The organism is Microbulbifer mixtoriginis (SeqCode), assembly GCF_052466865.1.
Genome location: NZ_CP174293.1, coordinates 1,241,400 through 1,255,465 on the forward strand (window position 1 = coordinate 1,241,400; position 14,066 = coordinate 1,255,465).

The 14,066-nt window shown below is 33.7% G+C and carries 7 protein-coding genes; all 7 read left to right on the forward strand.

What is annotated here, in order from left to right; all coding sequences use genetic code 11:
* Positions 1 to 391 precede the first annotated feature (391 nt).
* The 7 genes from ACJJJA_RS05660 (at position 392) to ACJJJA_RS05690 (ending at position 13,998) form a co-directional block, all read left to right on the forward strand.
* Positions 392 to 1,606, forward strand: a complete 1,215-nt coding sequence (locus ACJJJA_RS05660; RefSeq protein WP_444903973.1) for a sulfotransferase domain-containing protein — start codon at positions 392 to 394, stop codon at positions 1,604 to 1,606.
* Positions 1,607 to 1,615: 9 nt separating this feature from the next.
* Positions 1,616 to 2,683: a hypothetical protein gene (locus ACJJJA_RS05665; RefSeq protein WP_444903974.1), complete on the forward strand. Its 1,068-nt coding sequence runs from the start codon at positions 1,616 to 1,618 to the stop codon at positions 2,681 to 2,683.
* Positions 2,684 to 2,895: 212 nt separating this feature from the next.
* Entirely contained in the window at positions 2,896 to 4,611 is a 1,716-nt protein-coding gene (locus ACJJJA_RS05670) for a heparinase II/III domain-containing protein (protein WP_444903975.1), read from the forward strand.
* A gap of 36 nt (positions 4,612 to 4,647) precedes the next feature.
* Positions 4,648 to 5,412 (forward strand): sulfotransferase, encoded by a 765-nt coding sequence (locus ACJJJA_RS05675; protein ID WP_444903976.1) that lies wholly within the window; start codon positions 4,648 to 4,650, stop codon positions 5,410 to 5,412.
* A gap of 129 nt (positions 5,413 to 5,541) precedes the next feature.
* Complete coding sequence (locus tag ACJJJA_RS05680; RefSeq protein ID WP_444888151.1) at positions 5,542 to 6,237, forward strand: CatB-related O-acetyltransferase; 696 nt, start codon at positions 5,542 to 5,544, stop codon at positions 6,235 to 6,237.
* Positions 6,238 to 6,673: 436 nt separating this feature from the next.
* The gene (locus ACJJJA_RS05685) at positions 6,674 to 11,020 is read left to right on the forward strand and encodes a coiled-coil domain-containing protein (protein ID WP_444903977.1); all 4,347 of its coding nucleotides are present in this window, start codon (positions 6,674 to 6,676) and stop codon (positions 11,018 to 11,020) included.
* A 17-nt stretch (positions 11,021 to 11,037) separates the two neighbouring features.
* Positions 11,038 to 13,998: a glycosyltransferase gene (locus ACJJJA_RS05690; protein WP_444903978.1), complete on the forward strand. Its 2,961-nt coding sequence runs from the start codon at positions 11,038 to 11,040 to the stop codon at positions 13,996 to 13,998.
* Positions 13,999 to 14,066: the final 68 nt, after the last annotated feature.

The window sequence follows — 14,066 nt, forward strand, 5'->3', positions numbered from 1 at the left end:
CAGAATAATATAAGAATTTTCAAGGGATATTGTGCCGTATGAAAAAATAGAAATCCGAAGACTGTAAAAATATATTCTTTGTTCACAAAGAGATCTAAAATTTATCATTTAAAGTGATGGGCGATACTACATAATAAAAATATTGTTAATAACTGATTAAAACTACAAAACAGAGACTATAAATGAGACAATTAACTCTTATTTTAATAAAGTAAAATTTCATAAAGGCATGCCTGAAGATAACCATTACTTTATCAATACTGCTCAGTGTTTTGAGCGCATAAAAAATATACATTGTTACTTATTTTGCAAGATCTTATCAAGTTCAACTTAGAAAAAAATATTCTGATAAATTCTATCATGAACATGATTTATATTTTTGGAGAAAGCTATGCAAGATAGCGATATTTTAAACGTTTTGATTTCTTCAACTGAAGAATATCGCAACGAGGATTTAGAGAAATTTTATTTAAATAATTTTGATCATATAAATAAGCTTATTGAGGAAGACGACCCAAAGTTACTCAATATCTCTGCTGACTTTCTTATGTCTATAAAGAGCTTCAAGAAGGCAAGTTACGTCTGGAGAAAAATATACAACAATACAGGTGGACGTATAAAGCAATATCGACTCGTCAAGATGATTAGATGCTTATACTATTCAGGCGATATTGCTGCTGCAAGATTTATTATTCGTGAAAAATTAAGCGATGAATTGATAACAGACAAAAATAAAGCAGTTTTATTTTCTGTTATGGCTGAAAGTGGTGATGATTACTATTTAACATTTCTTGGCAAAGGTATTCAAGCTGAAGATTTAGATGATCCATTTTTTAAAGAAAGATCAGCCTTGCTTTGTGTCGATCAAAGACCTGAAGTCTTTTTGGAAAAAAAATTTATTTTTGTAAGTGGCACTCCGAGATCTGGAACCACATCTCTTGGTGCTTTTTTAAACACTCATAATAAAATATGCATGGCTACAGAAAGATATGGACCAGGTAATGGTTATTCAAAGTCAATGCTGAGCAGAGATATAATTTTCCATGAAGAAGGTTATAAGGAAAAATATAACAATCTTTATAATAAATATAACTCATCAATATATATTGGTGATAAGAGACCCAATTTTTTAATGAGCTGGGGTTTAACAAAGAATAATTTTGAACCATCTGACATCAAAGTTATACACCTTTTTAGGAACCCGTATTTTGTTGCAGAAAGTTATTTTAAAAGAGCAAAAAAAAATGCAGTTGGTGAAGATGCATGGAGTTCAAAGAATATCACCCCTAGGGATCAATTTGTTGCTTGTTGGGATTACAATATAAACAACAAAACTATAAGAGAGCTCATGACTGATGGAAAATTTTCAGAAAGTTTCCTTTACGTCATTAGTGAAAACCTCTATTCGAAGGAATCTAACCTTCTTGATATTTTTGATTACTTGGGACTGGCTATTAATGATGAAGTTAGGATGGAAGCCAAACGTCAAGTTGAAAAGTCTAAGTTGCTAGGCGGTGATAGAGATATATCAAATGAAACTATTGATCTTGTAGATAAACATTTTGACTTCAATTTATTTCATCAAGTGAAAAGATACAGCATATAGGGATAAAATATGCGAAAGTGCATTTTACATATTGGAATGAGTAAATCTGGAACATCTTTTATTCAAAGGTCTTTAGAGTTAAATAAAAAGAATTTAACTTCCAATGGATTGGTTCCATTTTTTAGGCCTAGAGTTTTACCCGCTTGTTTTATTGAACCAAATTGTAAAGTGTCAATATTTAGAGAATTGGGGTTGAAAAACTATAATGAAATTAAGCAATTCCAAAGTAACAGACTTGAAATGATCACGAAAAAATTAAAAAAATCAAAAAACGTAATATTTTCCAGTGAATGGTTATGTGGTTTTGGTGAAGAACAAATATCTTCTCTTTATAAATTTATAGAACCTTATTTCGATGAAGTCAATATTGTTGTTTATTTTAGAAGACAGGATAGATATGCCACAAGTTTATATAATTTGAGTTTAATAACGGGTTCAACCAATTCTGAGATAATTCCATCGAAAGACGCTCTAAATTTTAGGTATAACTATAGTGAAATTTTGAACATTTGGCGTAAACAATTTGGAATCTCTGCTATCAAGCCAAGAATTTTTGAGAAAAATCTTTTTGTAAAGAAAGATTTTTTCTATGATTTTTTCCGTCTGTGTGGACTTAAAAATATTTCAAATTATAAAAAACCAGACGTTTCTAATGAGTCTTTAAATCCTGCTGCTCAAGAATTTCTTAGGATTTCCAACAAATTCCTATTAAGATTTAACGATAATAAGCCTAATAAAAATAGAAAAGAAATAATTAAGATTCTTAAATCAAATTTCTCTGGAAAAGGAAGGCTTCCTAGAAGAGATATAGCTATTGATTTCTATAATAACTTTAAGGAAGCCAACAGAAAAATGTTCAAAGAATATTCTTTTGGTGATGCTAAAGGTTTTAATAATAATTTTATGGAATATCCAGATTCTGAAACGCCCCAATTCACCGATGAAGAAATCTTCCATGTTTTTTCAAAAGTGAAGTATCATCTAAAAAAAATTGAGCGGGATGATCTGTCTCACATCTTGGATAGATCGCTTAAGAATGAGTTAGAGGACCGCACTCTTGACAAAATGGATTTTTAAAATCAACAAAAGTTACAGTGTAAGAAATAACTTATTTATAACTTTAAAAAACTTTTCAAAAAAATATAAAAATCACTAATTTATGAATCATAGAATATAAAACATAAATCTTTCATAACATATGACCATATAAAAAATTATTAAAATCAAAACCTATAAATTCAAAAAAGAAATTTTCTCATTAAATGTTCAAGGTATTATGAGGCCTTGTTATGAAAATCAATTTTTATAATGCTGAAAAAATCCTCAGATTGACACCAATCGGTAAAAAAACAATTTCTATTGCAGATGACATTCTTAACAATAAAGTTAGACTGTCTCCTGTTTTATCAAATATCCAAGTTAATGATCTCAATGAACTCTGGGAAATGCGTTTTGAATCCGCGCAAACTACCTATTCATTATACACTTATACTTTCCATCCTGTCTCATATTTACTTAATGCGTATGAGGTTTCGGAGAATGAAGTATACTTAGAGAGAGCAATAGCTTATGTAAATAGTTTTATTAAATGGGAAGCCCAAGAGAAAAAAAATATAACAAAGTCTATGAGAAGAGTTTTACTGGGTGATCATGCTTTTTCTAATAGAACACAATCTCTTTGTTATCTATTATCATGCCTAATTCATGCAAATAAAAAAATACCACAATACATTATAAGTACTCTACTATCTAATGGAGAATATCTATCAGATATTTGTAATTACAAACATTACAATCATGGCTTGATGATGGATATTGCTTTATTGGGTTTAGTAAGCACTTTTGAAGGGAACAATATTTCTTATCCAAACCATTTCAAGAAAAATCTCATTTCTCGACTAAGTCATTCATTAACCAGAGATTTAACTGAAGATGGAGTACATATTGAAAATAGTCCCGGATATCATTTTTGGATTTTAAGGTTTTTAAAGAAATTAAAAGAACCTCTATCCGTTTTAGATCCGTCACTACACAAAAAAGCCTCTTGTTCTCTGAGGAAAGCTCAAGAGTATGCAAGTCTTATTGTACGACCAGATGGTACAGTTCCTACAATTGGTGATACACATGCAGGTGTTAAATATAAATGTTCAAAAGGCTTAAAAAGTGAGTTCCTTAGAGATGCAAATAAAGTAATTTTTAGGGACCCGACGGATAAAATATGGGCTTATTTTAGTTCCGGTTATAAAACTCATGTACATAAGCATGGAGATAATGGGGTCTTTAACCTTTATTACAAAGGTACAGATATTTTAATTGATCCAGGCTTTTTAAATTACGAAAATTCTATCAATTCATTAAAACTGAAGAAAACATCTTACCATAATACTGTAAGACCAAAAGGAGAAAATCAGACAATCAGAAAAGTAAATATCGCAATAAAAAATCAAAGTTATAAAGAAAACATAGGTGGATCTGAAATTATTGGGTTTAGAGATTTTGGTAAATATGAAATAGCTCTAGCAAGAATTTCAGATTATGATTTATGTTTTATTGTTCGAATGATCTGCTGGATAAAACCAGGTGTTTTTTTAATTTATGATCAACTTGAAGGCATATCAAAAGGTATAGAGCAGTATTTCCATATTGGACCCGAATTAACACTTAATGTAATCAATCAAAATGTAAATCTGTTAAACAATAACAAAAAATGTATCTGCCAAATAAAACAATTTACTTTTGATGATGAAAGCAATTATGAAACCGATTTTCCAGTAGCAAAAATTATTCCTAGTTTCCACGCAAAAAAATTTAACCTTAAAAAGGATAGCCAAAGAATTGTTTTTGAGTCAAATAAAAATTATTTTTTAACAATGATCCAACTTGATCATAATAATGAAGTAAAGATTTCATACGCATCAAAAAAATATTCTAAAATTAATTTGCTGGTTTCCGGTGAAACTATTGAACTTGATCTAAATTTCTTTAACCTAAATCTTAACTATTAGTTATCACTTGCATTAAGCAAAGGGTTTGATTTAATTATGAATAGTCCACCAGTAATTATTTTAGGGAACCCAAGAAGTGGAACTCGGATGTGTGCAAATGTTCTGAATCTTCATCCTGATATTTGCATAACAAACGAGTTTCATAATGTAAGAATGTTAATGAGACGTGCTGATAGACAAATCACTTCTTCTATGATGAAGAATGTTGAACCTAGTACGTTACCGATTAGAAAAGAATTAATAGTTAAAAGTTACTGGCTTATTCGATCAAATCTAAGACAAATAGAGAAATCATATACAGCAAAAATTATTGGCAATAAAACACCAACCGCTGAAAGTTACTTTGAAATATATGAAAATATATTCTCTATAAACAAGCCTATTTATGTATATTGTGCACGCAACGCTTATGATGTCTTAAGGAGTATTAAAAATCTGAAGAATATCAGATGGAATAGCCTTCCTTTTAATGATTTATTTGAAAAATATAAAGTTAGTTTTCGCAATTTTTCTAAATTAAAGACAAGATTCCCAGAAAGGGTTTTTATTGTTAATGTTGACCTATATCCCAAAAAACCTCTATTTTATTTCTATAAGCCAATATTTGACACACTTGGTATTGACTGCAATGAGGAGTTTATTGGGAAAATTAATACAATGTTACCCCAAAACACTATGCAAAATGTAAAAAAAAGAACCAAGGACCTTACACCCATCATAGAGCTTACTGATGAAGAAGAACAGATCATTTCCTCTTGTGAAGAATATAGAAAAATACAGAAAACATTTTTCAGACTGTAAATCCTGGTTAGTTTTTTTGTTACACGTAGGTTAGGATTCAACGATTTTCATTACAATTATTAAACATGATCTTTAAGAAAGTAAAACTATTAAAAAAATTTCTCTTATATTCATGTGGAGTTTGATCTTGTGACACATTCTAAAGCTCTGCTACTGGAAAAACTGGAGAATTTTTTGTCGGAGCTTCCTTCGCTTCCAAATTCATTTTCTATTCCTATTCGTTCCAGAGATTGTGCAAAGAATGGCGTAAAAAGATCTAATGCGCCTAAGTATGCTTTTTTTGAGGAGTCAATCAGGCTTAATTCACCTGTGCTAGAAGGACAATATAAATCATTTATTGGCGCTCATTCTTACATGGGCGACGGTGGTTATATAAAACAGAGTTTTATTGGTCGTTATTGTTCAATTGGGCGACGTGTATCAATTGGCCCAGGTTCTCATGTTATGACAAATTTAACAACTTCCCCAAACTTGTCAAAAAAGGAGCTTAAAAAACCCACAGTACTAGAGAATGATGTATGGGTTGGTGATGGTGCGGTTATTTTGCCAGGAGTAAGGGTAAACCTGGGTGCTGTAATTGGTGCAAATGCGGTAGTTACTAAGGATGTCAAAAGCTTTAGTGTGGTCGGCGGAGCACCAGCAAGGCATATAAAGTATCGCGTTGATCCTTCACTATTCACTTCTATTATAGAGAGCTGTTGGTGGGAATTTTCTAAAGAGATTTTGGTAGAAATGAAAAATCTAGAGATACAAGATCGATTAAATGTTCTTAAAGCGTTCAATATTAAGGACTATAAAAACTATGAGACTTTTCGTCTAATTTAACTTTATGAAGCACAACTAACCTTGCCAGCCATCGCGAGTTTTAAATAGTTCTAAAAAGAGTATTAATGCTTCAAGTATGCTATATAATATGTTGTATAAGTGATCGCCTAATGTTTAAGGACAATCGATTTAAAATCGAATTTAATTTTCTAATTTGAATCATAGCTATAATTAAAATATAATTTACTTAGATTTTGCCTTTATTAATTTTTGTTTCATTTGATGCCAATTATTACGCATACCGTTATCTGGATCAAATTTGTTAGTTTTTCTATAAATACTTTCAAAGAAGAATCTACTAACACATTATATTTGAGGGTAAAATTCTACAATAACAAGACACATCACTATCATTTGTAATTGTTGCTTAAACAAGGCTGGGCTGTAAACATATTTACTTTGAATGGTATCAAATGCCGACAGGGGAAGTGAAAAAATGCAATCCGATTTGGCGATAAAACCTGCGATTAATTCTTTGGCCCAAAGTTCCATGTTCTGGAAACCAGGCTTCCTACGCTCATCTCTGTGGCTGGAGCATGTTCCTTTCTTATTTTGGTTGATGGAAGCCCATCAACCACGAACAGTAATAACTTTGGGAATAGAATCCGGCGTCGCGCATTTTGCACTTTGCCAAGCGGTTCAAAGACTTCATTTGGATACTCGGTGTTACGCTACCTGTAAAAAGCAAGGCAAGAATACCGCCTCTTTAGAGGCTGAGGCATTAGCCTATCATGATCTGCATTTTGACAATTTTTCTTTTTTACTTGATAGCTCATCAATGAGAGCCGCAGGTCAGTTTGAAGATTCAAGTATCGAGCTTTTATTATTAAACCCAACAGCTGATGAAGATCTAGACGGGCTGTTAGCATGCTGGAAGTCCAAGCTGTCTGCTCGTGGCCTCATTCTTATTCCTGGCATATCGAAGAGAATCCCAGGACATGAGAGGCCCAAATCGTTTGATTCTTTATCAAAGGATAACGCTACTTTTGTCTTTCAACATGGAGAGGGTTTGGGCGTTGTCTCCATGGGACGTGAGTTAAATCCATTACTCACTAAACTTTTTGAGAATTGCCAACCAAATTCAGCTTTGCAAGTTATTAGAGACGTATTTTCACGTTTAGGTAGAACCTGCAAAGATGCCTTGCAGGCTGGAGAATATCTACAAAGGGCGAGAGTATTAGAATTAAATCTTGTAGAACAGGAAAATAAGATTAAGGAGTTAAATGAAAATTATGAAATGACTCGATCCGAATTAGAGTCCAGAAGCCAAGAATTAACTGGTTTCAACCGACGTATGGAGCTGGCTTTGGCAGATCATGCCCAAAAGCAAGGACGTTTGTCTGAACGGGTTGTTATACTTCAAGAATTACGTGATGAACTTAAAACCGAGTTGGCACAACTTCGTGAACAGCTTAATGAACAGTACCGACAGTCGGATGCTAGGAACCAGAAGCTTTTACAATTACAGGTAATTAATTCAGATCAGCAACAAGAATTAACAAATTATAAGATTCGTTATGAATCAAATGAGGGGGCGGTTACCAGAGCACAAGATGAGCAACGACGCATCCAGGAAATGTATGAACTGAAGAAGGAAGAAAGCAATAATCTCTCAACTCGTGTTGCAGAACTTGAGCAGCATCTTACTGACCAATGCGAAGAAACGGAAAAAATAAAAAAAACAAATCTTCAAATTGAATCTAATAATAAATCTTACAAAGAGAAAGTTGTTGAACTTGAAGCTAAATTAAAATTGATAGATTCCGAAAAATCTATTGAGCAGCAATCTCAAGAAAAGAAGTTTCAGGAATTATCTGAATTAAAACTTAAGCTAGAAAAAGCACTTAATAGCCTGCATAAGCAGGAAGAAATGTTGAATACTCAACGAACTTTAAATGAAGGATTGAAATCTGCATTAGCTGAGAAAGATCAGCAAAAGCAACAAGCACGGGTACAAGTCGAGAAACTAGAGCATAAGATTTTAGAACTTGAGCGTAAATTTGAGAATGCTTGTGTAGAGAAAAATAAGCTCGGCCAAGAAATAGAATCGTTACATAATGAAAAAAAGAACTGGCAAAATACTAATACTTATGTCAAGCAATTAGAGATGGAGATTTCAGAGCTTGGCCGTAGCTCTGAAAATCTTAATATTGAAAAATGTGAGTTAGAAGAAAAAATTCATGCATTAAAAATCAATGAGCAAAATTATCTAGAATCTCTGGATCTAAAAAATAAATTAGAAAAAAACCATTCTCTATTGAAGAATAAGTATAAGAGTATTTCCATAGAGAGGCGTGAACTAAAAGAACAGGTTAGTAAACTTGAAGAAAATCAAAAGTTAAGAAAAGAAGCAGAAAGTCGAGTTTCTCTCCTAGAGAACGCCCTATCAAAAATTGAGCTTAACTTCAAGAGTGCAAATACGAAGAAGAATGAGCTTGAAGAACAAGTATGTGAATTTCAAGAGAAAGAGAAATCTTGGAAAAAAGTACATTCTCAAGTGGTGCAACAAGAAACTATTATTTCTGATCTAAAACGTAAACTTGAAAAGAATAATATAGAGAAAGATAAGTACAAAGAGCAGATTGGGTCTTTACTAGAGAAACAGAAAACTTGGCAAGAAACAAACGATCGAGTACGGTGTTTAGAAAAAACTATTACAGATCTTAAAAATAACGCTGAAGTTAATGCAGCTGAAAAGGATAAAGTTGAGGGGCAGCTTCAGAAGCTCCATGAAAAAACTAAAGTCGAAACTTTAGAAAAACAAAAACTTGAAGAAAGGATTGATAGTTTAAATGACAAGAATAAATTTCTACAAGGCAAATATGACAACTTAAAAGTTCTAGAAAAAGATTATGGCAATCTCAAACAAAAATACAAAAACATATCTATAAATAAATGTCAGTTAGACGAACAGCTTAAAAAGCTTCATTCAGAACAGAAGAAATGGCAGCAGACAAAAGAACATGCAGATTCTTTAGAAAATAAAATCATTGAAGCAGAAAAAATAGAGAAGTGTATTACAAAAGAACGGAATCATCTTGAGGATCAGGTCCGTATTCTTAGGGCAGAAGAAAGGCAATGGCAAGAAACACAAATCCATGTAAATAAGTTAAATAATAATATTTCAGAAATTAAGAAAAAATCTGAAACCCTTGCTCTTGAAAAAGAGCAGCTTGAACAGAAGTTTCTTAATCTTAAAAAAGAAAAAAATGATCTTATTGATAAAGTAAAAAATCTTGAAGAAATTCAATACAATCTACAACAGGCTCAAGATCGCATCGTAAAGTTTGAGAACGACTTTAAGATTCTAGAAAATAAATTATTGAAAGCTGAATGTATAGAAAAGGATTTAGACGAGTGGATACAAGCTTTTGAGGAAGAAGAGGAGCAACGGAAAAAGTCACAAATTTTCGCAAAACGTTTAGAGCAAGAACTCGCTGAACAATCTCGTGAGACTAAAAAGCTATCTAATGATAAAACAAAGCTAAAAGAGAGAATAATTCTTCTAGAAAAAAAACAACTTCATTGGCAGAAAATTGAAAACAGTAATCGTCAACTTATAGAGAGTCTCGAAGAATATAAACATAAAAATGTTGATCTGGTTAAAGAGAAAAGTGAAATTCTTGACCGCTGTCAAACTCTTAATAAAGATTGGAAGCAGTCTCAACTGTGTACAGATAAATTAAGCCTGGAAGTTGAGAAGCTTAAGCTAAAACTTGAAGATGAAGTCGCTAGTAAAAATTCCAATGAGAAGCGATTAAAGTCTCAGGAAGAGACTCTCATTCATAAAAATACACTTTTAGAAGATAGTAAAAGAAAGTTAAAAGAGCTTACGAATTCCCTTGATAGGTCTCAAAAAGAGAAGCTGATATTAAAGTCAAAATATGAACAAGAATTCACAAAATTAAAGGAAAAAATACAGCGGTTAGAGAGTTCAATTGAGCTGTTAGAGAAAACAATAAAATCGCAGAATGCAAATCTTGAGATACTGAAGAAATCTGAAATCTCTCAATGCAAGGTGATTGATAGTTTAAGGAATGATTTAGCCGAGAAAAATTCTCAGTGGGAGAAAGTTCAGAATCGTACACAGTTACTGGAAAAATCCATTAAGTCCTCTGAGGAGAAATTCAATCAGGCCAGTCAAATAAAACGTGATCTTGAGAAGGCTAGAGAAGATTTGATCCTACGATGTAAGAGCCTTGAAGAGGATCTTAGCACTGTAAAAATCGAAAGAGATAATCTTTTACAAACTAAACAGCAACTACAGCTTCGTGTCCAGTCACTGAAATCAGATCTTTCTGATGCGAAAAATTCTATTGATCAGCGTTTTAAAGAATTAACTTCATTGACCCGTTTACTTGAAGAAAAAGAAAATACATTAGCCCTTCATGAGTATGAAGCAATAGAAAATAACGATGATGAATTGGACGTTAAGTCATCTAGTAAGAGTAAGGCTTTTGTGATTGGTTTTCCTTTTGGTAAGTACACTAAGAAAGTTCGCAAACAAAAAAGAGAGCTGAACCAAATTAACAAATCAGGATTATTTGATTCTGAATGGTATTTAAACTCATATCCAGATATCGCGCAGGATAAAAACTCAGCAAATAACCCTGCTTTACATTATTTAAAAATGGGTGCTTTCGAAGGTCGTAACCCCGGACCAGACTTTAATAGCCAATGGTATCTTGATAGTAATCCCGATGTCAAAGATAGCGGATTTAACCCATTAATCCATTATATTTCAATGGGTAAGGATGAAGGCCGACAGCCACTTCCTTGTTGATCAGAACGATTACTGTGATGCTTATAAAGCGCCTATGGCGCATATTTTCCAAGAAATGTTTAAAAATTTCCCCATTGAGGGAAGATGAGCTTTACTTTACTGAAGAGCAATTCGATTCTGAATGGTATTTAAAAACGTATCCAGATGTTGCCGCAGCAGGATTCGATCCTTGGATTCATTATATTAAACATGGACGTTTTGAGGGTCGACGTCCTTATCGAAATCGTGCTATAGCATGGGAATATCATCTATGGGGGGGGGGGCATAGGTTACTTCTGCCTCGTTTAGAAAAGGCTTTATTGGATCCAAATACTATAACTCAAGAGCGTCAATATATAGCCTGGGCTATAGCGCGTTGGTATGCTGCTCATCAGGAGTGGTTAAAGGCATTGAACTCTCTTAAGCCATTCCTATTTGATCATTTTTTATACCCTTCTCATGCGGGCCCCTTGCTATTGCTGTTTGAATCTGCATTACGATGCGATCAATTAAATTTAGCTCTAAAAGCCTTTCATATATTAGCTCAGAGATTCCCCGACCAAGCCGATGTCCTGCTTGCCGAAGTCAATTTACTTTCTAATAATAATTTCGCTACTGATAAATACTTGAGTGAGCGACGCTTAAAAGTAATCAATAGTATTTTCACAAAGTATGGATTATGTAATCTTGTTAGTCGCAATAGTGAAATATTGAGTCTAGATTCTCTTGACCCTAAAGCTGATATATCCACAATTTATGTCAAGAGTGGGCCAAAAGTATCGGTGATTGTACCTGTCTATAATGCTCAAGAAACTGTGTTAAGCGCGCTTCGATCATTGTGTAAGCAGACCTGGAGAAATCTAGAAATACTTGTCATTGATGATGCAAGCGAAGATGATACATGGCGTTTACTACAAACCTTTGAGAATAATATTCACTCTAATAACGGAGTGAAAATACGCTTATTACGTCATAAAAAAAATTTAGGTGCTTACGCAGCTCGTAATACTGGTCTTTCAGTTGCCGATGGTGACATGATTACAACACATGACAGTGATGACTGGTCACATCCACAAAAAATTGAATATCAGGTAAAAGCTTTATTATCAGCGCCTGATAAAGTCGCTTGCACATCTCATTGGGTACGAAGTAACTCGGAATTATATTTTACTCATTGGCGACTTGAGGATAGCTGGATCTATCGCAATGTATCTTCTTTGATGTTTCGTCGTTCGGTTTTTAAAACACTAGGCTATTGGGATGGAGTTACTATCAATGGGGACACCGAATTTTACTTTAGAATTGAAAATGCCTTTGGTAAGGAATCATTAATAGAAGTTCTGCCTGGTGTGCCTCTTAGTTTTGGTCGCATTTGTGACGATTCTCTGAGTAGATGTAATGAGACAAATCTTCTTACGTGCTTTCACGGTGTCAGAAAGGACTACGAAGACGCTGCTAAGCGTTGGCACTCAGGAGCTAAATCGCCAAAAGATCTTTATTTACCATCCAATCCTAAATTTCGTTACTTCCTGGCACCCTCTTCGATATGCTCTGAAGAAAAACCTGTAAAAAATTTAAACCCGTTGGATCTTGTGCAGCAGTCGGGTTTTTTTGATGTAGCTTGGTACCTGGAGCAATATCCAGATTTACAGGATTCACAACTGAATTTGTTAGAACACTACTGCTTCATTGGTTCTTTAGAGGGGAGGGATCCGGGCCCAGAGTTCAGTACCACTGGTTATCAATATCATGTATCAGAGTCAGAGATAGGCAGTCAACCTATAATATATCATTTTTTGACGATAGGGTTAATGCAAGGACTAAAACCTATTTTAGAAATACTTGGTGCACAGAGTTATCGACCATCGGGATTGAATCTCTTAGTTTGTGCACATCAGGCAGGAAAAAATCTTTTCGGCGCGGAACGTAGTTTATTAGACGTGATAGCTGTTTTAAATAATTTAGAGGTTAATGTGACCGTAGTATTACCAAACGCTATAAACACTGACTATGTTGATACGATTAAATCTATGGTACGTGCTGTGATAATTCTACCCTATGGTTGGTGGAGGGCAGGGCGATTGCCCAATTCTCAAACCATGGCACATTTTGAGCGATTAATAAACAAGTATAATATTCATGCAGTGTATACTAATACTTTGGTCCTCGATGAACCATTACTTTCGGCTCGCGCTGCAGAAGTTATTACCATAATTCATGTACGAGAACTTCCATTTCATGATGAGGCTTTATGTAAGATATTAGGGGCAAATCCAACATTAATAACAGAACGTGTTAGAAATTTATCTGATATCACAATTGTAAATTCCAGGGCTGTTGAGAAGGAAATTGCGTCAAGTAATTCTGTATTAGTTCCCAATATGGTAGATATTACCAGGTTTGATCTGGTGCGTCAGATTAATATTTCTGAGGACAAACTCATATGTATCGCTTTAATTAGTAATAATCTACTAAAAAAAGGTTTAGTAGATTTTGTAAATATAGCTGAGATACTTGAACAAAGAGCTGTTCCTGCTGTTTGTAAATTAATTGGACCTGAAAATGATTTCATTAGGGACTTACGAGCAAGGCAACGCAGTGGAGAGATTTCATCGTATCTACAGTTTACTGGATATATACCCAGCCCGCAGGATGCTTTGGCCGAGGCTGATATTGTAGTGAATTTGTCCCATTTTCAAGAATCTTTCGGACGTACTGTATTGGAAGCCATGGCAGCAGCACGCCCGGTAGTCACCTATGACTGGGGAGCTCTATCGGAATTAGTCGTTGAGGGGGAAACAGGATATCTTGTCCCATTCGGTGAAGTAGAAGCTATTGTTGAACGATTGGTCAGGCTTATTCAAGATGCAGAATTGAGACTAAGAATGGGATTGGCCGGTAGGCGACATGCAGCAAACAAGTATAGTTTTGATAACAATGTTGTTTGTTTTAAATCAATTTTGCGAAAAATAGATCTTCTATCAGTACATACATCTTAGTATAAAAGATTAAATTTTTTAAATTTTATATTCAGAGAAAAATGAATTTTGTCCCAACTGAGGAGCTA

Coding starts and splice junctions, on each gene's coding strand:
- ACJJJA_RS05685 (WP_444903977.1), top strand. CDS start 6,674: ATGCAATCCGATTTGGCGATAAAACCTGCGATTAATTCTTTGGCCCAA.
- ACJJJA_RS05665 (WP_444903974.1), top strand. CDS start 1,616: ATGCGAAAGTGCATTTTACATATTGGAATGAGTAAATCTGGAACATCT.
- ACJJJA_RS05670 (WP_444903975.1), top strand. CDS start 2,896: ATGAAAATCAATTTTTATAATGCTGAAAAAATCCTCAGATTGACACCA.
- ACJJJA_RS05660 (WP_444903973.1), top strand. CDS start 392: ATGCAAGATAGCGATATTTTAAACGTTTTGATTTCTTCAACTGAAGAA.
- ACJJJA_RS05675 (WP_444903976.1), top strand. CDS start 4,648: ATGAATAGTCCACCAGTAATTATTTTAGGGAACCCAAGAAGTGGAACT.
- ACJJJA_RS05690 (WP_444903978.1), top strand. CDS start 11,038: ATGCTTATAAAGCGCCTATGGCGCATATTTTCCAAGAAATGTTTAAAA.